Here is a 19,987-nt window from a genome sequence, read left to right on the forward strand (position 1 = left end):
CGTCGATGAGGACGAAAACCGATCGCGCCGCGCACCCGTTCTATCGGGTGGGTACCGGCGAGCCGCTGGTGCTGCTGCACGGCGGCACCAGCTCGTGGCACTGCTGGGAATCGGTCATTCCGTTGCTCAGCGGGCAGCACGACGTCTTCGCGCCGAACCTGCCCGGCCACGGCGGCAGGCCCGACCTCGCGGGCCCCTACACGATCAGCGCCGTCACCGACGCGGTCGAAAAGTCCATGGACAACGCGGGATTCGACACCGCGCACATCGCGGGCAACTCGCTGGGTGGCTGGCTGGCGATGGAGCTGGCGCGCCGCGGCCGGGCCCGCAGCGTGGTCGCGCTCTCGCCGGCCGGCGCCTGGCGGACCGACGAGACGCGAGTTCCGGCGCTGTTCCAGTCGATGCGCAAGCAGATGCGCCTGGCCTATCCGCTCGTGCCACTGGTCATGCGGTCGCCCGCGCTGCGCCGCGCCGCGATGCGGACCATCTGCGAGCACGGCGACCGGGTCAGCGCGCGGCAGGCCGTCCGCGCGAGCCGGAACGCGTTGCGCTGCACGGCGATCAGGGACTATCTGCCGCAGGTCATCGCCACCGAGTACGAGCCGTACGGCACGCTCGACACCCCGGTGCTCATCGCCTGGAGCGGCCGGGATCGGATGATCCCCGCCGACCGCTACGCCGAGGGGTGGCGCCGGTGGGCGCCGTCGGCAACCTGGCGGACCCTGCCTGATGTGGGGCACGTACCCATGTACGACGATCCGGCGCTGGTCGCTAACACCATCCTTGAATGGACGGCAAGCGCCGCACGCTGAGCGGAGTCGACTCCAGCGCAGGTACTTTCAGCTTGCGGTGAGATACCGTGCACCGAAAGTGGTTGCAATCCGGACGGTTTGGTCGACGATCTCCTGCCCGTCGCAGTCGATGGCGCCCGCCTGCCACGCGCTGATCAGTTCGACGAAGCCGCCGACGCCGACGATGGCGTCCATGCGCAGGCCCATCTGGTCGGCGTCGGGCCGCAGAAACGGTTGTGCCGCAGCGACAACCAGTCCTGCGGTCAGCTGCAGCGCCGAACTTCGGCACTGCTCGAGCGCGGTGCTGCCGCCGTGGTGCATCAGCAGGATGCGTGCGTAGTCGGGGTCTTCGGTCATTCGATTGACCACCACCTCGGCCGCGATCCGCGCGATCTCCTGCGGTGTTCGATCGATGTTCTCGGCGAAGGCGACCGTGAGCCGGGACAGCATGTCGTCGCGCACCTGCTCCCAGGCCGCGACCAGCAAGCCGTCGCGGTCGGCGAACTCCTCGTAGAAGTAGCGGTCGTTGAGCGAGGCGCCCGCGCAGACGGCCCGCATCGTCACCGCGGTCCAGCCCTGTTCGCGCCAGAGGTCGATGGCCGCGCCGACCATGCGCTCGCGCCGCTCGGCGCGGCGTTGCTCGGCGGTGCGCCCGCCCCAGGTGCCTGCTCGTGCCACGTTTCCATATTGACAAGCGTGGCGGCCGACTACAAACTGGTGGCACGCGCGGACAGTGGTGTCATGTGACACCAAACTGGTGGGGGGCCTCGGTCCGCTCGACTCGGAGACGCGGGTCATCGCGGATCCGCCGTCTGCCTGAACAGGAGACTCGATGGCTACCACCACGTCCGACCGCGCCGCCGCGCCGCAGCCGAAACCCGCCGGGCACACCAGCACGCTCGTCGCGACCATCGAAGCCCTGACCATCGGCCTGGACTACGAGGGCGGGATGATCGGCCGGACGAAGGGCCACGACATCCTTCGATTCCGCGCCGGGACAAGACGTTTCGTCGCCTTCACCAACCCCGACTACGTGGATCACGTGCTGCACGCCGGTCGGCTGAAGTATCACAAGTCGTTCGAGTACGAGCTGCTGCGCGCACTACTCGGGGTCAGCCTGTTCACCGACGAGGACGAGTCCTGGCAACGCCACCGGGCGATGATCACGCCGATGTTCGCGAAGCGGCACCTGCACGGGCTGATCGATCTGATGATCGAGCCGATCGAGGCCAGCGTCGCCAGGATCGACGCGCAGCAGGGGCGGGTCGAGGTCGACATGGTCGGCGAGATGGTCGAGCTCACCCTGAATGTCGTCGGCAATGCCCTGTTCGGGCAGCAGTTCGGGCGCATCGCGGTGGGCATGTCGCACCTGGTCACCGACGGACTGCGGTTCGCCGAGCGACTGGAGCGGCTGTTCATCGTGGCCGCGCCGCCGAAGCGGGTCTGGCGCGCGGCCGCCGCGGTGGCGCTGACGCCGATCCCGCTGCCGCCGCCGTTTCGCCGCATTCAACGGGTCGCGCAGATCCTCGACAAGGAGGTGTGGGACGTCGTCAACGAGCGGCGCGCGCACCCGACCGACAGCCCTGATCTGCTCAACCATCTGCTGAACGCGTCCGACGAAGCAGGCGGGCTGCCGGTGCGCCGCGTCCGCAACGAGGCGCTGACCTTCATGCTGGCCGGACATGAGACCACGGCGAACGCCCTGTCGTGGATGTGGTATCTGCTCGCGCTGAACCCTGAGGCCAGAACGCGATTGCTGACGGAGGTCGACACCGTGCTGCAGGGTCGCCGTCCGACGGCGGCGGATCTGCCCCGATTGCCTTGGACCGCAGCATGTTTCCAGGAGTCGATGCGCTATTTCTCACCGGCGTGGGCGATTCCGCGGGTGGCGATCGAAGACGATGTGATCGACGGACACCACATTCGCAAGGGCACCACCGTGGTCATCCCGACGCACCACATCCACCACGACGCGCGATGGTGGCCCAACCCTGAGGAATTCGATCCCGCGCGGTTCCTCCCCGGCGCGGGCCGCGACCGCGCGCGCTCGGCGTATCTGCCGTTCGGCGGCGGCAAGCGGATCTGCATCGGTTCGAGTTTCGCGGTGATGGAGTCGGTGTTGATCACGGCGATGCTGAGTCAGAAGTTCGTCTTCGACCTCGTGCCAGGTCATCCCGTCGCACCGGAGGCGACGCTGACGCTGCGGCCGCGTGACGGACTGCGAATGATCGCTCGGCGCAGGGCAATACGCCCGGTGGCCGAACAAACCGCTGCCGCGGCGCAGTCATGACGCGCGTCGACCCGCGTGGGGCGGTGGTCGTGATCACCGGCGCGGGCCGGGGGATCGGCGCGGCTACCGCGCGCCGATATGCCTCCCTCGGCGCCAGCGTCGTCGCCGTCGATAACGACGAGTCCGCCGCGAAGGAGACCGCGGCGGTCTGCCACGGCTCGGCCTACAGCTGCGATGTCGCCGATGCCGCCGCGGTGGCCGACCTTGCCGAACAGATCGGCCCGGTCGACATCCTGGTCAACAACGCGGGAGTCGGCGTCGGCGGTCCGTTCCTGGAGACCACGCTCGACGACTGGGCCTGGCTGCGTTCGATCAATCTCGACGGTGTCGTCAACTGCTGTCACCTCTTCGGCGCGGGGATGGTGGCGCGCAGGCATGGACACGTGGTCAATATCGCCTCCGGCGCGGGCTATCTGCCGAACCGGCGGATGGCGACCTACTGTGCCTCGAAGTCCGCGGTGATCATGCTGTCGCGGTGCCTGCGGGCCGATTGGGCGGCGCGCGGTGTCGGCGTGAGCGTGATCTGTCCCGGCGTGATCAACACCGGCATTCATACCCGAAGTCGGTTGCGCGGTAGTGCGATTGCCGAACAGGACTGGATCGCCAAGGCGTTCGGATACAGCCACGATGCCGACGTAGTCGCCAAGTCGGTGGTCGCCGCCGTCGCGCACAATCGCGGGCTCGTGTCCTCGGGCTTCGAGGTGCGGCTCGCCTATCAGGTGATGCGGGTGCTACCCGGTCCGATCGTGGATTTGGTCGCGCGCGTGTGAGTTGACCTCGGCCGGCGATCACCCGGCTAACCGTGTAGATAGATAGTGTAGACCTACACTGTTGACACAACGCTCCGGACGGCGTGTACTCGAGGAACGGCCGATTCGAGCGCTGGTTCCGGCCACCACGGCCATATCCGTTCGGCACCGCTGCCGTCCGGATCCGGCCATCGTCGACTTCAGCTGGATCCGAGGCAGCACCGTGACCGAAACGTCGACACTGGCCCGCGCGCGAGCGCCCCGCACCTATCGCAGTTCCGACGACTACATTCAGCTGGAGCCGCTGTTCGCCCAGCTCGCCACGCTGGCACCGAACGACCCGCACCGAATAACCTTGCGGGCCGACCTGATCACCCAATGCCTGCCGCTGGCTGAGCACATCGCCCGCAAGTACGCGGGACGTGGCGAGAACTTCGACGACCTACTGCAGACGGCGCGGGTGGGCATGGTGGCCGCGGTGGACCGGTACGACCCCGACTACGGCGCGTCCTTCGTCGCCTTCGCGGTGCCGACCATCATGGGCGAGGTGCGCCGCCATTTCCGCGACTACACCTGGGCGGTGCGGGTGCCGCGGCGGCTCAAGGACATTCAGCTGAGCATCGGTCCCGCGATCGACGTGCTGTTCCAGCGACTCGGCCGGATGCCGAAAGCGGGCGAGATCGCGGCGGAACTCGGGGTCGACATCGTGGACGTCACACAGGCGATGATCGCGCACAACGGTTATCAGACCTCGTCGATCGACGCACCGTCAGAGGGGGAGGGGGTCGGTGCGTCATTGCTGGACGCGCTAGGTGTCGAGATGCCGGACTACCGGACCATCGAGGACATCCTGGCGGTGAAACCCTTGATCGCCGCGCTGCCCGAGCGTGAGCGGGAAGTGCTGTTCATGCGGTTCTTCGAGGCCAAGCGACAAACCCAGATCGCCGAGCACCTCGGCATCTCCCAGATGCATGTCTCCCGCATCCTGTCCAAGACCCTGGACGCGCTGCGCGAAAAGGCTTTACGCGATTGACCGTCAGTACCAGTGATGTATTTGCCAGAATTCCCAGGCGCCGATGGGGCTGCCGTAGCGCTTGTTCATGTAGTCGTAGGTCCAGCGGATCTGCGTCACCGGGTTGAACGGCCAGTCGGCCCCGTGCGTGCCCATTTTTTCCGGCGGTAGCGCCTGGCCGAGGCCGTAGGCGCCGCTTTCCGGATTGACGGCGAAGACATTCCAACCGCTTTCCCGAGTGATGATGTTGTCGAACGCCCAGAAATGATGCGGCGGCACAAGTGTCATCGCCAACGCCCTGACGGCGGCCCGCGGCATCGAGAGGACCGAGCCGGCCGGCTGGGTTTTCCAGGTACTCGACGGCGTCGCGCAAATCGGCGGCGCATCGGGCGCCGCGCAGTCGGTAGCGACCGCGTTGGCCGGAGCGGCACAGAAGAAAAGGGCACAGACGGCTGCTGCGAGGGTAGGAATGAAGTACCGCATCGTCGATTCGGTCCTTTCGTATCCACGGGTGAATCTCGAAGCCGGTAGTGCTAATTCAGCAAATCACTAGTAACGGTCGTTGCCGCGCAGCCGCTCCGGAGTGTCCGCCAAATGAATAGAATTCCCGCATGCGGGTATAGTCGTTGGTTCGGCTCGGGTATGAAATCCACCCGCGTGCAATCGACTTGCGCGAAGTGGAATTGTGATTGCCGAGCAAGCCCTGACTTCTCCTGCGCTTGCCGCGCCGAGGGCGGATCCGGCCGGGTCGGCGCTTACGGCGTGTCGCGGCGCGAAATGCGGGTGGGGTGGGGACGACACGCCGGAGTTGTCGATCTTCAAGTGGTGCAGGTCAGCTAGTTCCAGCGTTCGCGGAAACCGTTGACTACCTGCGAAAACACTGCCGCGCGGCGGCGCGCGGCAGTGATGCTTTTCAGCTATTGTCCCTGTTCATGATGACTACCCCGGGTCGGACGCGAATTCGAAACCGTCTCGCCGCGTCGGTGGTGGGGGCGATCGTGGCAGTGCTGGCTTCGCCGTCGTTGGCGAACGCGGATGGCGCGCCGGAGTCGAGCGCGACACCGAATGCGGCGCCGCCGAGCGCGAAGACGGAGCAGACGCCGCCGCGCATTCGCGGCACGAACTGGTCCGGGTATGTGGCCACCGGGAACTTCAAGAGTATTTCCGCGGAATGGATCGAACCGGAAGTGCAATGCTCCGACACCGGCGTGATTCAGCGCGTGGTGCCGTGGGTCGGTTTGAACGGGACGCTGGTCAACGGAAAGCAGGCCTTGCCGTTGATGCAGACCGGCTCCGAGGCCATTTGCGTGAGCGCCGCGGGCGCATTGGCGTCGCTGCCCGGGCTGGCGATCGTGAACCTGGCGAGCGCGACGGTGGCCAATAATCCCGCGTGGTTCCGTAACGCGATCAGGGCCGCCGAGGGCGTGAACACGCAAATGGGTCAGGCCGCGGCCGGAGCGTGTGCCAGCACCGGCACCGGCTCGGCGCCCGGCGCGGCGATGTGCGCGCAGCAGACGTATCGGATGGCGTTGTGGGAGGCGTATCCGGCGAACCCGGTGATCTACCCGGATGTGACGTCGGCGCCCGGCGACAAGATGCAGGCCTCGGTCGACTTCGACGGCCGGACATACACGATGACGGTCGCGAACGTGACCCAGAATTGGACGCGGACCACGGTCGCGCATTCCGACGCGCCCGCGCAGACCGCGGAGGTCATCGTCGAAGGTCAGCTCAACAGTGCGCTGCCGGGATTCAGCCCGGTGGTGTTCACCAATGTGAAGGTCGACGGAAAGCCGTTGTCGTCCTTCAAACCGGTGAGTTACTCGATCGGCGCCACGAACGGTGAGTTGCACCCCGGGCCGATCACCAAGGACGGCACCAGCTTCACCATCGCCAAATAGACCGCTACTTGCCCGCGGCGGCGGGCGGCGGAGGCGGGCCGGTCAGTGGGCCCGAGGCGTAATAGGCGCGGCAAACTCCGTTGCTGTCCAGATCGGTCGCGGCTTCGATGACCGATTTTCCGTCCGGCGCGGGCAACAGCGCCGAACTGTAGTTCTTGCAGGGCGCGTCGGTGACGCCGTCGATGACGATCGGTGCGGCCATCTCGTACCAATTGCCTTCGCCCATGGCGTCGTTGGCCACGATGGTCCGCCCGGTTTTCGGCGTCACCGTGCCGTCCACGCTCGACACCATCTGACCGGACAGCAGGATGGTGCCATTGGGGCCTGGCCCTGGGCTCCAGGCCGGGTAGGGCGCGTGCTGGGTATAGCTGCCGTCGATGCCGGTGCGCACCATCGTGCCGAGGAACCGCGGATCGCCGTAATTCCAGCCGTCCGTTGATCTCCGGAAATAGGCCAGGCACTGGTGCACCTTGTCGGTGTTGCAGATTTCGTAGCTCAGGAAGTAGGAGCCGTCCGGCAATCGGATGGCGTTGGCCATGCCGGGCCGCACATATTTGACGTCGCTGACCACGGTGTCCGTTTGGTTCACCCAGTGCACGCCGTCGGGGGAGCGGACCTGCACCAATTTCTGGCTGTGGTCGCGGCTGTCGGTCTCGTCGGAGTAGAAGGCGACGAGTTGCCCGTCCGCCGACATCGACAGGCTCGGCTCCCACGCGCTCGGTAGCAGCGGCCCCCAGTCGGTGAAGCTGAACAGGCTGTTCGACGTCGCGATGCTGGACACGAATTCCCACTGTGCGCCATGATCCCGGCTGGCCCATAGTCGTTGTTCGACGTGGCGCAGCACGACATCGAGCACGTCGGAGAACACCGTGTCGGCCCACAGCAGCGTGCCCGCCGGCATATCGCCCACCGCTGTCGGCAGTTCGAACAGCGCGGAACAGCACAGCTGGCTGCCCTTCCTGGAAACGGAATCGATAATGGCGCCGCGCTGCCGAAAGGTCTTGCCGCCGTCGATACTTGCCATGATCGCGCCGGTTTGTTGCAACGTATTGACGCTCGCCACAATGGTGCCGTTGGCCGTGCCACTGTGTTCGAGGCGAATCAACCGCGGATAGAAGCTGCTCTCGGGATACAGCGCTTGGCGGGCCGACGCGTCGGCCGGTTTCGCCGGCTCAGCCCCGGCCGATGACCAGCCCAGGCCGACACCGATAACGATCAGCAGCACACCGACTCGTCGCACTGACACTCCCTCGACTTCAAAACAACGATGGCCCTGGCGAAATTCACGCTGGAAACTCGACGTTCTTGATGCGGGCGAGCGGAGATCAGTCAAAACCTTACCGAATCGCAGGCCAGCCCCAGCTGACCCGAACTCGTGCGCCGTGTCCAAAATGGTCGCCCCGATATCGACCGAAGGCGCCCTTCAGCACGTCCAGCCAACCAAAGGGCACCCTCGGTCGAGGTAGACGCTGAAGGTCAACTGACCGAAGGGGCACTTCGGTGCCTCAGTCGGGCTGGAGGGGGCCTTCGGTCGGGTTTCGTATTCGGTGACCGGATCGTCGATGCCGGAGCCGCGTGTCGCATCGAAGCTGATGCCAACGCGCGCAAGGTGTTCGGCGTATTCGGCGATTCGAGGCACGCGTAATCTGTTGCGACTTCCGAATACCGCAGCATCGCCGTGCCTGAATGTCGTTGCGGTACAGCGACTTGCCGCCGCACGATTCCCGGCTATAAATATCTGACGCCCGCCCAGCGGGGCAGGCTGACGCACGTAGCGGGCTATCTCACCGGGCCAACGGCCGAGCCGCCGTCGCGCAGCCGTGGAAACCTTGGATTCCGCCGATATTTCAGCGATCACCTGCGCGGCGCTGATAGCGTTGGCTTCCCTGGGCCGACAGCAGTACGGCTACCCGAGACCTGGAGATCACCGTATGCCCCATGCTGGAATCAAGGAACTGATCACCCTCGGTCACGAGCAGAAGTACATCACCCACGCCGAGATCAACGAATACGTTCCGGAGGCCGTCGGAGATCGCGATCAGTTCGTCGGCATCATCCAGATGCTGGACGCCAGGGGGATCCCGGTCTACGAGACCGATCCGGTGGATTAGCGCTCGACCCGATAGTCGTGCCGATGTCTCCGTGCTGGAATCCGTTGCGACACTGCCGCATCCCGCTCTGAGCGTTGCGATGGACACCGACCCACTGCACCCGGTTTCCATCGCGGAGAAACCGCACGAACTGACTCTCTGACTCGACGTTTCCGCGTCGGCGGTGCTTTCGACCAGTGTGGTTGCCGCAGGATTGCCCATTTTCCATCCTCCCTTACCGAACGCCGTGACAAGTGCCGCCGATCCGAATGCCCCACAGGTTCGAATACGGAATGGCGGTGATCTTGGCCGGGCAGGTTTTCGGTGAGACGGAGGGATGAACTGTGGTCATGCGGGCGCGGTCGATCGTGGGAGTTTCCGCGTTGCTTGCGGGGATGGTGTTGGCCGGTCCGGCGCAGGCTGAAGGTTTGCCCGCCGGGTGCACGGGGGCCGTGACGCCGGGCAACGACACCATTACCTGTACCGATAATCTGCCGGCCGGGGCGGTGCTCGACGCCGGGGAGGGCGACGACACGATCGTGATCGAGGGCGACGTGCTCGAGGGAGCGGTCGTGTTGGGTGGCGCGGGCAAGGACAAGATCTCGGCGCGCAATGTCGGTCGGTTCCTTTGTCCGGCAGACGGTCTCGGCGCCAACGACGTGAACGGCGGTGTCCTCGACGGCGGTCCGGGCGATGACGAGATCACGGTCGGCGGGCAAGACCGTCCCGCCGCCTGCGACGCGGCCATGCAGAAGGGTGCGGGTGGCAATGTCGGGCGCCACGGTGCCGTGGTGGGTGGCCCGGGCAACGACGTGATCAAGGTCGGCAGCCTCGGGTATGTCTTCCAGCCCGACCCCGCCAAGCCGGAGACCAGCGCGGGCGCCCACGGCGGCCGGGTGTCCGGCGACCAGGGCGACGACACCATCATCATCGACACCGTCAGTCTCGGCGAGCGTCCGCCGAGCGCCACCGCGCCGGACGCGCCGGACGCGGTGTTCGGCGGCGCGGGCAAGGACACCATCACGATCCACCGGACCGTCGGCGCGGCCGACGTCTACGGCGATGCCTTCGCACCCATCCCGGACGCGGGCAACGACACCATCACGGTGGACGAGATGACCGGCGGCTGGATCCACGGCGGCCCCGGCGACGACACCATCACCGGCGGCACGCTCGGCGGCTCGGGCTCCGCGCTGTGGGGCGACGACGGCAACGACACCATCAAGGCCGGCGACATGTACCTCGGCGCCAGCGTTTTCGGTGGTGACGGGAACGACATACTGTCGGCGACCTCGCTCAACAAGGACGGAAACTCCCGCGCCGCCACCGTGATCGGCGGCAACGGCGACGACAAGATCGACGTCGGCACCGTTGGCACCACCGACTCCGTCGTCCTCGGCGACGGCAGCGACTTCGCCAGCGGCGCCGACCCCAACAGCGGCACCGGCAAGGACACCATCACCGCAATCGCCAACAACGGCAGCATCTTCGGCGGCAACGACGACGACACCGTCACCATCGACGTCAACAACAACCTCGTCGACGGCAATGCGGGCAAGAACACCTGCACCATCAAAGGTCAGGGATCGAGGGGTTCCGTCACCGCCTGCGAACAGAACTAACGCCGGCACGGGGTCTGTGCCAGCGAGAACAGGGCGAACCGAGTCCGTCAGGGCGCGGGTTCGAACCAGGTCGGCTCCTCGGACAGCGCGTGCTCGATGCGCAGCAGGTCGTGCTCCGGCAGGTGCGGCAGCGCGGCGATGTCGAACCAGGCGACCTCCAACGATTCGTCGTCATTGACCCGCGCCGTGCCGCCGACCGCCCGGCACCGGAAGGTGACGTCCATGAACTGGCAGATATCACCGTTCGGATAGGTGTGCGCCGGCATGGCCCGGACGAGGACGATGCGTTCGGCGACACTGTGAACGGCGGTCTCCTCGTACACCTCTCGAACCGCGCAGGCTGCCGGCTGCTCCCCGGGCTCCGGCATCCCGGCGAGGATCGCCCAGTTGCCGGTGTCGGCACGGCGGCCGAGCAGCAATCGGCCGTCGTCGTCGAAGACCACGGCGCTGACGCCGGGCAGCCACAGCAGCTGCCGACCGGCGTCGGCTCGGATGGTTCGGATGAAGTCGGGAGTTGCCATGGCTACGACAGTATTCGCGTCAGGTGGCTGGAGATTGCCCAGATATCTGCGCGTGATTGCATAGAAATTAGTTCGGTGATTAGTTCGTTATAGTCCGCGTGTCGCGCTTGCTGTTGGCTCGAATGTGCCGGAGAGTGGCATCCGGATCCGATGGAATCACAAACACCCGGTGTTCTCGAAATCCATTCAAGGCTCGGTGATCTTTTCGCACCGAGCGTCGACGGAGATCGGAGTAGCGCACCATGGCATCCATCGATGAAGGCTCTGAGCAGGGTAAATGGTACCGCGCCCTGACGATATCGGTCGTCGCGACCGCCGCGACGAGTTCCCTGCTGCTGGCCCAGACCCCGGCGCATGCCCGGCCGATCGGATTGCCCGATATCGGAAACCTCGAATTGCCGAACGAGGTCACAATTCCCGATATTCAGGAGCCGCTGAACTCGGTTGCCGAACGCGCCTTCGACGCCGCACGCTCTAAACTCGGCGCCCCGTACGGGAGCGGCGCTGCGGGCCCCGATGCCTTCGATTGCTCGGGCCTCGTGCAATGGGCCTATCGCCGAGCGGGCCGTGAGGTGCCGCGCACCAGCGGCGCGCAACTCGCCGCAGGCACCCCGGTCTCGCAGCGCGAACTGCGCGTCGGCGACCTCGTCTCGTTCTACGGCGGCGGCCACTCCGGTCTCTACGCGGGCAACGGCACGGTGATCCATGCCGGCACCGAGAGCACCGGGGTCGAACTCGCGCCGATCTCGTCGATGCCGTACGCGGGCGCGCGCCGGTTGTGATTCGCCGGATGTAACCGAAAGTCGGCGATTGGATTCGATGCTTGCGGGGTATGCGGCGGGTAACGGGCTGTTTCGGACTCGGTCGGCAGGGATGCGGGCCGAGTCCGCGGCGGCGGCGGTCGAAAAGATGCCCCCGGCAACGTCAATGGTGACGAGCTACTCGACGGCGAGCAGGCGCGACGGGAGCTATCGTCGACCGAGCGCGGCTGAGCCCGGGCAAGTTTCGAGATAGTCAGGCGTTGCGGTAGCTGGATACCGTGGTCGCCCCTGAGAAAGGGGACACGGTTGTCCTTTCCGTTGCAGCATCCCGATGGCACGTTGCCCGAGCATGTCGCGGTCTCGTTGGGCTGGGATCCGTCCGACGAAAGTCTGTGGGTGGACGTCGACGGTACGGTCACCACCGGCAGCAGGATCGACTTGAATTCGGCGGCTTTGCTTTTCGCGGGCGAGGTCCTGTTCGACGCCGTCTACCACGAGCAACTGGTGTCCCGAGACGGCTCGGTCGCGCACAGCGGCGACAGCCCGACGGGCGACGGTGCGGGCGACAACGAGGTGATCACCGTCGACCTGACCCGACTGGCGCCGGAGGTGACGTCGGTGATCTTCCTCGTAACCTCCTACTCCGAACAGAGTTTCGCGCAGATCGAGAATGCGTACTTCCGTCTCCTCGACACCACCGCCGGCGCCGAGATCACCCGATACGTGCTGAGCGGTGGCCCGCATACCGGCCTGGCAATGGGCAAACTCGTTCGGACACCGCAGTGTTGGTACTTCGTCGGGATCGGTGAAGGCATCTACGCCCATCACGTGGCCGAGGCCGTCCCGCAGATGGCGCGATTCCTGCCGTAGTCCGAAAACATCAGAGTGGCTGGTACCCAGCGCCGATACCGCCGCGCGCGTTCAGATCGTTCATGATGGCGCTGATGTTGGTGCCGACCTCCGGCCCGAAGCAGCCGACGCCGAGGTAGGCGTTCACCATGCCGACCAATGTGCTGCCGATCACTACGGGCGCTCCGGAATCGCCCTTCATCACACACATTTGGGTCCAGGTCTCGGTGGCGGTCGCGCGTACATCGCCCCAGACGACACCGCAACTCGTCCCGCTGGTGCCGCCTCGCTTGCACACGACATTCGGGAAGTAGGCGGGTCCGCCGAGATCGGTGATGGTGGTGCCGCCGACCTGGTTGACCGGAGTTACTCGCGCCGAATCGAATTCGATGACCGCGTAGTCCAAGGTGCGATCGGAGTAGACGAACCGGCCCACTGCCGCACCGTCGGGATCGCCCTCGACGACCACGGTCGCGCCCGGCTGCCCACAGTGTCCGGCCGTCAGGCCGACCAGCCGTTGCGCGCTGTCCCTGCCGATGGTCGTCAGCGTGCATCCGACGTGGGAGTCGACCAGGATGCCGGAACCACCGCCGACGTTCGGCGGGACGTTGTCGGTTTGCGCTGCGGCGGAGGCGGTCCCGAGCGCCACGGCGGCGGTGGCGGCGGCGAAGACGAGTGCGGTTCGTGTCACGAGCATGACTCCTCTGGTCGATCTCCCCGGTACCGGCTGGCCGGGTCTTCGCGTCATTCCCGCGTTGCGCGTTTCCAAACAGGCTACGCCACAATCGAATTCGCCTAGGGGTTATCGATAGCCAACAGCTTTCGTGCGCCTGCGGCAAAGGCCTCAGGGTCTTCGAGCTGCGGATAGTGCCCCAGGCCGGTGAGTTCGAGCACGGTGGCCGTTGGGCGCAGCGCGCGTAGTCCGTCGAGGACCGCCACGGTGGCCACCGGATCCGCAGTGCCCCACAGAAAGCCGAGCGGTTTGGTCCAGTCGCGGACCGCGCCGTGCCAGCGGTCGGCGTAGGTCACCCGCTCGTCTAGATAGGCCGTGAGCAGGTGCGCGATCCGATGACCACCGGCGTGCGAGAGCAGTTCCCACTGCGCCCGAGCCTCGCTCGCGGCCAGCGGATGTGCTGCCGAAAACAGTTGTGCGAACTCGCGAGTGAAGACCGGGCGGTTCGCCAGCCGCGCCGCCACCGGCCCGAGCGGGCCGCGCAGGATCTTCTGAATCGGGCGCAGCGACGCCTTTTCCAGGATCACGCTGCCGTTGCTCAGCACCGCGCGTTCGAGAGTGCAGGTCAGCGCGCCGTCGAGATCCCTGGCGAGCAGCTCGGTGGCGACGGAGGTGCCCATGTCGTGCGCCAGCAGGACAATCGGGTCCGTCGTGCTGGCGGTGAGCACCTCCTCGACGATGTCGGCCTGCTCGAACAGGCTGTAGTGGTGCGGGCGTGGCTTCTCCGACAGACCGAAGCCGAGGAAATCGATGGCCAGCCACGCCCGGCCGCCGAGCCGTTCGACGACCTCGCGGAAGTCGTAGGAGCTGGACGGATAACCGTGCAGCAGCACGACGGTCGGGCCGTCACCTGGCGCGGATCGGACGAACACCGAGCCGGCCCGCGTGCGCAACTGACGCCCGCCGTCGCGCCATTGCTGCACTCGCATCAGCTGATCAGTCCCCGGCGGGTCAGCAGCGGCTCGATCTGCGGCGCGCGTCCACGGAAGGCTTCGAACGCGACGAGCGGGTCGACCGATCCGCCGCGCGCGAGCAGTTCGCGCCGGAATGCCGTGCCCTTCTCGCGAATCGACGCGGCACCGTCGTCGAACCAGTCCACCGTGTCCGCGTCCAGCACCTCGCTCCAGATGTAGGAGTAGTACCCCGCGGCGTATCCGCCCGCGAAGATGTGCGCGAAGTAGCCGGTCCGGTAGCGCGGCGGGATCGCCTCGATCGCGAGGCCCGCCTTCCGCAGGGCTTCCTCCTCGAACGTCTCGGCGTCCGTCCCGGCCAGCGCCTCGGCCCCGGGTACGCGGTGCCACGCCCAATCCAACAGTGCCGCACCGAGATACTCGACGGTCCGGAAGCCTTCGCCGAACCGTTCGGCCGCCGACATGCGCTCGACCAGTTCGGCGGGCATCTGCTCGCCGGTGTCGATGTGCTTGGCATAGTTCGCCAGCACCTCCGGCCAGGCCATCCACATCTCGTTCACCTGCGAGGGGAACTCGACGAAGTCGCGGGGCACCTCGGTTCCGGAGAAGAACGGGTACCGGACATCCGAGAACAGGCCGTGCAGCGCGTGTCCGAACTCGTGGAACAGCGTCCGGACGTTGTCCCAGGTGAGCAGGGCCGGTTCGCCGGCCGGCGGCTTCACGATATTGAGGTTGTTCACCACCACCGGCAGCTCGTCCAGCAGCCGGGATTGGCTGACCAGTTCGTTCATCCAGGCGCCGCCGTGCTTCGACGGCCGGGCGAAGAAGTCCCCGAGGAACAGGCCGAGTGCGCTGCCGTCGGCGTCGAAGACCTCGAAGACGCGGACCTCGGGGTGGTAGCCGACCAGGTCGTCGCGCTCGCGCAGCGTGATGCCGTAGACCTGTTCGGCGGCGAAGAACACGCCGTCGCGCAAGACCCGCTCGAGTTCGAAGTAGGGACGCAAGGCCTCGGCGTCCACCGAGAACCGTTCGGCGCGCACCCGCTGGGACCAGAATTGCCAGTCCCACGAGCGGAGTTCGTCGTCGGCCTGCATCGCCGACGTCAGTTCGGCGGCTTCTCGTTCCGCGTTGGCCACCGCGGGCGGGACCAGGCGTCCGAGCATCTCTTCGACTGCCTCGGGGGTCTTTGCGGTCTGGTCGGCCACGGCGTAGGACGCGTGGTCGGGGTAGCCGAGCAATGCGGCGCGTTCGGCGCGCAGGGTGGCGATGCGGACGGCGAGGGCGCCGTTGTCGAGGTCGGGGGTCAACCCGCGTTCCAGCGAGGCCGTCATCACGCGGCGGCGCACGTCCCGGTCGGAAAGCTGGGCGAGGACGGGCTGGTTGGAGACATTCTGCAGGCTCAGCGCCCAGGCGTCCGCGCGGCCGATGGATCGGGCATTCTCGGCCGCTGCGGTCACCGCCGCCGGGCTGAGTCCGGCCAGTTCGTCCGCGGTGTCCAGGACCACCGTCGCGGCGTTCCGGGCGGCCACATTGTTCTGTCCGAACTCGGTTGTCGCCGCGGCGATTTCGGTGTTGAGCTCGCGTAACCTGGCCTGACCCGCGTCGTCCAGTCCGGCGCCGGCACGGACGAACCGGAGGTGGTACTGCTCGACCAGCCGCAGTTCCTCGGCACCCAGGCCCAGCTCGGCGCGGCGTCGATAGAGCGATTCGACCCTGGCGAAGAGCGCGGCATCGAGGTAGATGGCGTCCCGGTGCGCGGCCAGCTTCGGGGACATCTCCGCCTCGATCGCATCGGTGCCCGCGCTGGAGTCCGACGACGAGATATTGAAGAAGACATTGGACACCCTGGTGAGCAAGGCCCCCGAACGTTCGAGCGCCTCGACGGTGTTCACGAAGGTCGGCGCGTCGTCCACGGTGGTGATCGCCGCGACCTCGGCCAGCTGCTCCGCCATGCCGCGCTCGAACCCGGGCACATAGTGCTCCTCGCCGATCTCGGCGAACGGGGGCAACTGGTAGGGCAGCGCGCTGCGCTCGAAGAACGGGTTGCTCGTCATAACTGAAACCCTATGCCGGATCGCCGCCCGGTCGCCGGTGGATGCGTGCATTGCGCCGCGAGGCCGCCGTGGTTGCTCGGATGCCCATGGTTCCAACGCGTTTCGCGCCTACCGCCTCATCCGGCAGTGGCGTGCGAAGCGCCGGCTACGCCGCGTTGGTGTGCGGAGTAAAACTGACCTGCGCGTCATCCTCGTCGATCGCGATGTTGAGCGAAGCATCCAGAGCCCGTGCGAGTTTGGCGAGCAACGGAAGGGTGGGGACCGCGTCAGACCCCTCGATCCGGGAGATCTTCGCCTGGGTGAGTCCAGCGCGGGCGGCAAGTTCGGTCTGGGTCAACCCGAGTTCGGTGCGACGAAGGTAAACAGCTTCGGCCAACGCCATTGCCAGTCGAATCCCCTGTCGAGTCTCGGTGACGGCCTCGGCTTCAGCAGCCTCGCAATCATTTCGCCTCGTCCATCGACTGTGCGTCATCACAGCTCTCCCTAATGGCTCGCCCAGCGTCGTTGCGCGCTCAGCGAGCAGGCCGACATATTCGTCAACTTTGAGGAAGTGCTTAGCAGGCAGCAACTCCAACCAGTCCCGCACTTCTGGCTCGATCTCGATCGAGTACAGCGGCTTCACTCCAACAGTCTATATGTCGTTGGCGACATATGTGTGCGGGGATGCCCTAGCGGAGTGAATTCAGCGGCTGTGGGCTCGTCGGCCGCACTGCTGCTAGACGGTGAACGGTCCCCATGGACAGCATCGTCTCCTTCGATCACCTCACAGCGGGTGGTTCGGGTCTGTGAGGTCGTCGACATCTCGAAAAGGGTTGATTACCAGCGTGTTTAGAAATGTAACGAGTGGAATGTTTGTCCGTTTCGGGCGTTGACAGGGGGTGAGGGTGGGCGGAGGCTGCTGCTGACTTTCCGTGTGCTCTGTGTGGGGCGATCGCGGTGTCGATCAGAGGAGCAGGTTGTGCGTTTGCCTCAGCGTTCGGGAATTCTTGGTGACAGAACGGAAGTCGTGGCCGGAGTCGCCGGTGCGCCTGCGGGCAGCAGAATCGTGCGACCCCGCACTATCCGAGGTCAATTGAGTCGGATTCTGATTGTTTCGTTGGTGTTGGTGTCGGTGCTGCTCGGCGTGATCGTGGTCCGGGAAGTCGAGTCGTATCGGCAGAGCGGTGACACCGTGGCGGGGGTTTCGCTGGCGCTGGCCGTGCAGGACCTGGTGCAGGAGGTGCAGCGGGAGCGGGGGCTGAGCAATGGACTACTCGGCGGCGACGCTCGGCTGGAGCGGTCTGTCGCCGACCAGCGGGTGAACACCGATCGGGCGTTGAGTGCGCTCGAAGGCGGCATCGGTGATACGCCGGGTGCGGCCGAATTGCGTTCGGCACTGGACAGATTCGCTGCACTGGCCAACACTCGCCGGCAGATCGATGGTCACCAGATCAGCAGGCAGGTGGCCTTCCAGTTCTATACCGACGGCATCACCGTGTTGAATCGCCTGACGCTCGGGCTGGATTCGGCGCGCGACTCGCAGGTCAGGCACGGACTATGGGCGCTATACGCGCTGGGCGACACGAAGGAACAGACGGCCAAGGAGCGCGGCTTCCTCAACGGTGTCTTCGCCGCCGACGAGTTCCGGGCCGATGAGTACGGGCAATTCCAGGAGATCCGCGCCGCCGAGACGGCCGGTCTCGCCGCGTTCGCCCGCGACGCGACCGGTCGGCAGCAGCAACTGCTCGATGCCGCGCTGCACAGCGAAAACGCCACCAAGGCAGCGGAATCGGAGCAGGTCGCGATCGCGTCCTTCGCGGGGCCGCTGCTGCGCCCGGTGGATCCGGTGACCTGGTGGGCGCAGATGACGGCGGTCATCGACGAGCAGCGCAGGGTGCAGCAGGCGATCGGTGACGACGTGCGTCAGCGCGCGGTGGTGTTGCGCAAGGAGGCCGCGTTGATCCTCGGCGGCGTGCTGCTCGCCGCGCTGATCGCGGTAATCGCCGAGGTGACAATGGTTTTCGTCGGCGTACGGGCGATCGTGCGCCCGCTGGCCATGCTGGCGTTCGACGCCGACGACGTGGCCGATCGCAGGCTGCCCGGCGTCATCGCGGCCTGGCGCACCTCCGACCGATCCCAGCCGCCGCCGCCCGAGCCGGTGCGCGCCGCACCCGGTGCGAGCACCGAGATCGCCGCGCTGGCAGCGGCATTGGACGGTGTGCAGAGCACCGCGTTCACCTTGGCCTCGGAGCAGGCACTGGTCCGGCGCAATACCGTCGAGTCGCTGGCCAATCTCGCGCGTCGCAATCAGAATCTGGTCCGCCGCCAGCTCGGCCTGATCAGTGAATTCGAGCGGCAGGAACTAGATCCGAAGGGCCTGTCCAACCTGTTCGAGCTCGACCATCTCGCCACCCGCATGCGCCGTAACGCCGAGAACCTGCTGGTACTCGTCGGCGAGGCGAGCCCGCGGCGCTGGGCCGAACCGATCGCGCTCACCGACGTGATCCGGGCCGGACTGTCCGAGGTGGACGACTACCACCCGGTGGTGGTGCACCGGGTGGACGACGTCGGGATCGTCGGCGGGGCGGTCACCGCGCTCGCGCACATGCTCGCCGAGTTGATCGAGAACGGACTGGCCTTCTCGCCGCCGGATCTCGAGGTGGAGATCTACGGGCGGATGCTGCCGACCGGTTATCTGCTCGCCGTGGTCGACCACGGCATCGGCATGCCTTCGGACCGGCTGGCCGAGGCCAACGCCCGATTGCGTGGCGAACAGGACTTCGTCGTCGCGCCGACGCGGTATCTCGGGCACTATGTGGTCGGACGATTGGCGCGGCGGCTCGGTATCGAGGTCGAACTGAACGTGTCGCCGGTCAGCGGGATCGTCGCGAGGTTGCATCTGCCCGCGGAAATCATTGCGGGAGAAAAGGATCGGCGGACGCCCGAGGGGGACGGGCCGTCTGTCGCGGCGCTGGCTCCCGCTGCGGACGGACGGGTGCCCGGCGGGATGATTGTGCACCGCTAGCCGGTCCCTGACCTGGTGTTTGACCAAATAGCGTGGTCAAGGGCTCGACGCCGACAGCAATATGCCGTATGCCATATTGCCTACCCGCAGCAGTGTCTGTTACCGTGCGTCACGGCAATATGCCGCCCTCGGCAGATATCCGTGACTGTCGAATCGGCTGCCGATGTGCTGGCGAGACTGGGCCCGCACCCGAGTACCGCGAACTGTGCGGAACAAAAGGACAAAGGGTCGAACAGATAGCGGAGACCGTCATGAAGAGTGCCTGGGTATACGGCGTGGTATTCCTGGTTCTGGGTGTGACCGCGATATTCATCGGCCGGTTGCGACTGAGCGAGATTCCGGACTTGGCGATCGGGCATTCGAGCGCGCCCCCGGTGCTGGGGCGGCCGGGTGAGAAGGTCGTCGACTATGAGATCGACGGTCCGAGCGGAATGCCGGTACGGCTGTCGTATCTGGACGAACAAGGCAACGTCAAGGATGTCTCGGCCGATCTGCCGTGGCGGACTTCGTTGCGTACCCACCGGCTGACGTTGTCGACGGGAGTTGTCGCGCAATCGGAGGCCGACCGGGTCTCGTGCCGGATTGTCGTCGATGGACAAGCTCGCGATTCGCAGGTGTCGAGCGGGCGGTTCGCCGCCGTCAACTGCGCGGTGCCGGTGTCATGAGTACGCCGCTGTGGGTGACGCGGGCTTCGATGCG

19 protein-coding genes are annotated in these 19,987 nt (G+C 66.3%); 11 read left to right on the forward strand and 8 right to left on the reverse strand.

Annotated elements, in window-relative coordinates; all coding sequences use genetic code 11:
• The first annotated feature begins 5 nt into the window (after window positions 1-5).
• Complete coding sequence (locus ABZ942_RS38135) at window positions 6-812, forward strand: alpha/beta hydrolase (protein ID WP_357390948.1); 807 nt, start codon at window positions 6-8, stop codon at window positions 810-812.
• Window positions 813-839: 27 nt separating this feature from the next.
• Here the strand turns inward: ABZ942_RS38135 and ABZ942_RS38140 are convergent, their stop codons facing one another.
• On the reverse strand, window positions 840-1,469 hold the full coding sequence (locus ABZ942_RS38140) for a TetR/AcrR family transcriptional regulator (RefSeq protein ID WP_357390950.1): 630 nt from the start codon (window positions 1,467-1,469) through the stop codon (window positions 840-842).
• 154 nt (window positions 1,470-1,623) lie between these two features.
• Here ABZ942_RS38140 and ABZ942_RS38145 point away from each other — a divergent pair, with 154 nt between their 5' ends.
• The 3 genes from ABZ942_RS38145 to ABZ942_RS38155 all read left to right on the forward strand — a co-directional run bounded on the left by ABZ942_RS38145 (window position 1,624) and on the right by ABZ942_RS38155 (window position 4,863).
• The gene (locus ABZ942_RS38145) at window positions 1,624-3,081 is read left to right on the forward strand and encodes a cytochrome P450 (RefSeq protein ID WP_357390952.1); all 1,458 of its coding nucleotides are present in this window, start codon (window positions 1,624-1,626) and stop codon (window positions 3,079-3,081) included.
• Entirely contained in the window at window positions 3,078-3,851 is a 774-nt protein-coding gene (locus ABZ942_RS38150; RefSeq protein ID WP_357390954.1) for an SDR family NAD(P)-dependent oxidoreductase, read from the forward strand. The genes ABZ942_RS38145 and ABZ942_RS38150 overlap by 4 nt, the downstream gene beginning before the upstream one ends.
• Window positions 3,852-4,125: 274 nt before the next feature.
• Window positions 4,126-4,863, forward strand: a complete 738-nt coding sequence (locus ABZ942_RS38155; protein WP_357391178.1) for an RNA polymerase sigma factor SigF — start codon at window positions 4,126-4,128, stop codon at window positions 4,861-4,863.
• A gap of 3 nt (window positions 4,864-4,866) precedes the next feature.
• Here the strand turns inward: ABZ942_RS38155 and ABZ942_RS38160 are convergent, their stop codons facing one another.
• Window positions 4,867-5,325, reverse strand: coding sequence for a lytic transglycosylase domain-containing protein (locus ABZ942_RS38160; RefSeq protein WP_357390956.1), 459 nt, complete (start codon window positions 5,323-5,325; stop codon window positions 4,867-4,869).
• A 449-nt stretch (window positions 5,326-5,774) separates the two neighbouring features.
• On the opposite strand from ABZ942_RS38160, the gene ABZ942_RS38165 reads away from it, so the two are divergent.
• Entirely contained in the window at window positions 5,775-6,743 is a 969-nt protein-coding gene (locus tag ABZ942_RS38165; protein WP_357390958.1) for a G1 family glutamic endopeptidase, read from the forward strand.
• Window positions 6,744-6,747: 4 nt separating this feature from the next.
• Here the strand turns inward: ABZ942_RS38165 and ABZ942_RS38170 are convergent, their stop codons facing one another.
• Complete coding sequence (locus ABZ942_RS38170) at window positions 6,748-7,983, reverse strand: exo-alpha-sialidase (RefSeq protein ID WP_357390960.1); 1,236 nt, start codon at window positions 7,981-7,983, stop codon at window positions 6,748-6,750.
• Between the two features lie 691 nt (window positions 7,984-8,674).
• Here ABZ942_RS38170 and ABZ942_RS38175 point away from each other — a divergent pair.
• Window positions 8,675-8,854 carry an RNA polymerase sigma factor region1.1 domain-containing protein gene (locus ABZ942_RS38175; protein ID WP_150403419.1) on the forward strand — a complete coding sequence of 60 codons (180 nt, stop codon included), beginning with the start codon at window positions 8,675-8,677 and terminating at the stop codon, window positions 8,852-8,854.
• Between the two features lie 329 nt (window positions 8,855-9,183).
• Entirely contained in the window at window positions 9,184-10,455 is a 1,272-nt protein-coding gene (locus tag ABZ942_RS38180; protein ID WP_357390962.1) for a hypothetical protein, read from the forward strand.
• Window positions 10,456-10,502: 47 nt separating this feature from the next.
• Here the strand turns inward: ABZ942_RS38180 and ABZ942_RS38185 are convergent, their stop codons facing one another.
• Window positions 10,503-10,976 (reverse strand): NUDIX domain-containing protein, encoded by a 474-nt coding sequence (locus ABZ942_RS38185; protein ID WP_357390964.1) that lies wholly within the window; start codon window positions 10,974-10,976, stop codon window positions 10,503-10,505.
• A 242-nt stretch (window positions 10,977-11,218) separates the two neighbouring features.
• Here ABZ942_RS38185 and ABZ942_RS38190 point away from each other — a divergent pair, with 242 nt between their 5' ends.
• Window positions 11,219-11,758 (forward strand): C40 family peptidase, encoded by a 540-nt coding sequence (locus ABZ942_RS38190; RefSeq protein ID WP_357390967.1) that lies wholly within the window; start codon window positions 11,219-11,221, stop codon window positions 11,756-11,758.
• Between the two features lie 267 nt (window positions 11,759-12,025).
• On the forward strand, window positions 12,026-12,607 hold the full coding sequence (locus ABZ942_RS38195) for a TerD family protein (protein ID WP_357391180.1): 582 nt from the start codon (window positions 12,026-12,028) through the stop codon (window positions 12,605-12,607).
• Window positions 12,608-12,617: 10 nt separating this feature from the next.
• Here ABZ942_RS38195 and ABZ942_RS38200 read toward each other — a convergent pair whose 3' ends face one another.
• The 4 genes from ABZ942_RS38200 to ABZ942_RS38215 all read right to left on the reverse strand — a co-directional run bounded on the left by ABZ942_RS38200 (window position 12,618) and on the right by ABZ942_RS38215 (window position 16,906).
• Window positions 12,618-13,283, reverse strand: a complete 666-nt coding sequence (locus ABZ942_RS38200) for a serine protease (protein ID WP_357390969.1) — start codon at window positions 13,281-13,283, stop codon at window positions 12,618-12,620.
• Between the two features lie 98 nt (window positions 13,284-13,381).
• Window positions 13,382-14,248, reverse strand: coding sequence for an alpha/beta hydrolase (locus ABZ942_RS38205; protein ID WP_357390970.1), 867 nt, complete (start codon window positions 14,246-14,248; stop codon window positions 13,382-13,384).
• Complete coding sequence (locus ABZ942_RS38210; RefSeq protein WP_357390973.1) at window positions 14,248-16,284, reverse strand: M3 family metallopeptidase; 2,037 nt, start codon at window positions 16,282-16,284, stop codon at window positions 14,248-14,250. Before ABZ942_RS38210 ends, ABZ942_RS38205 begins: the two co-directional genes overlap by 1 nt.
• Before the next feature lie 145 nt (window positions 16,285-16,429).
• Window positions 16,430-16,906 (reverse strand): helix-turn-helix transcriptional regulator, encoded by a 477-nt coding sequence (locus tag ABZ942_RS38215; protein ID WP_357390975.1) that lies wholly within the window; start codon window positions 16,904-16,906, stop codon window positions 16,430-16,432.
• Window positions 16,907-17,356: 450 nt separating this feature from the next.
• On the opposite strand from ABZ942_RS38215, the gene ABZ942_RS38220 reads away from it, so the two are divergent.
• Both ABZ942_RS38220 and ABZ942_RS38225 read left to right on the forward strand, forming a co-directional pair.
• Window positions 17,357-19,288, forward strand: coding sequence for a nitrate- and nitrite sensing domain-containing protein (locus ABZ942_RS38220; RefSeq protein ID WP_357390976.1), 1,932 nt, complete (start codon window positions 17,357-17,359; stop codon window positions 19,286-19,288).
• Window positions 19,289-19,539: 251 nt separating this feature from the next.
• On the forward strand, window positions 19,540-19,953 hold the full coding sequence (locus ABZ942_RS38225) for an MmpS family transport accessory protein (RefSeq protein WP_357390978.1): 414 nt from the start codon (window positions 19,540-19,542) through the stop codon (window positions 19,951-19,953).
• Window positions 19,954-19,987: the final 34 nt, after the last annotated feature.

It is taken from the genome of Nocardia sp. NPDC046473 (genome assembly GCF_040645995.1).
Classification (GTDB): domain Bacteria; phylum Actinomycetota; class Actinomycetes; order Mycobacteriales; family Mycobacteriaceae; genus Nocardia.

Coding starts and splice junctions, on each gene's coding strand:
- ABZ942_RS38135 (WP_357390948.1), top strand. CDS start 6: ATGAGGACGAAAACCGATCGCGCCGCGCACCCGTTCTATCGGGTGGGT.
- ABZ942_RS38145 (WP_357390952.1), top strand. CDS start 1,624: ATGGCTACCACCACGTCCGACCGCGCCGCCGCGCCGCAGCCGAAACCC.
- ABZ942_RS38150 (WP_357390954.1), top strand. CDS start 3,078: ATGACGCGCGTCGACCCGCGTGGGGCGGTGGTCGTGATCACCGGCGCG.
- ABZ942_RS38160 (WP_357390956.1), bottom strand. CDS start 5,325: ATGCGGTACTTCATTCCTACCCTCGCAGCAGCCGTCTGTGCCCTTTTC.
- ABZ942_RS38165 (WP_357390958.1), top strand. CDS start 5,775: ATGATGACTACCCCGGGTCGGACGCGAATTCGAAACCGTCTCGCCGCG.
- ABZ942_RS38175 (WP_150403419.1), top strand. CDS start 8,675: ATGCCCCATGCTGGAATCAAGGAACTGATCACCCTCGGTCACGAGCAG.
- ABZ942_RS38180 (WP_357390962.1), top strand. CDS start 9,184: ATGCGGGCGCGGTCGATCGTGGGAGTTTCCGCGTTGCTTGCGGGGATG.
- ABZ942_RS38185 (WP_357390964.1), bottom strand. CDS start 10,976: ATGGCAACTCCCGACTTCATCCGAACCATCCGAGCCGACGCCGGTCGG.
- ABZ942_RS38190 (WP_357390967.1), top strand. CDS start 11,219: ATGGCATCCATCGATGAAGGCTCTGAGCAGGGTAAATGGTACCGCGCC.
- ABZ942_RS38200 (WP_357390969.1), bottom strand. CDS start 13,283: ATGCTCGTGACACGAACCGCACTCGTCTTCGCCGCCGCCACCGCCGCC.
- ABZ942_RS38205 (WP_357390970.1), bottom strand. CDS start 14,248: ATGCGAGTGCAGCAATGGCGCGACGGCGGGCGTCAGTTGCGCACGCGG.
- ABZ942_RS38210 (WP_357390973.1), bottom strand. CDS start 16,284: ATGACGAGCAACCCGTTCTTCGAGCGCAGCGCGCTGCCCTACCAGTTG.
- ABZ942_RS38225 (WP_357390978.1), top strand. CDS start 19,540: ATGAAGAGTGCCTGGGTATACGGCGTGGTATTCCTGGTTCTGGGTGTG.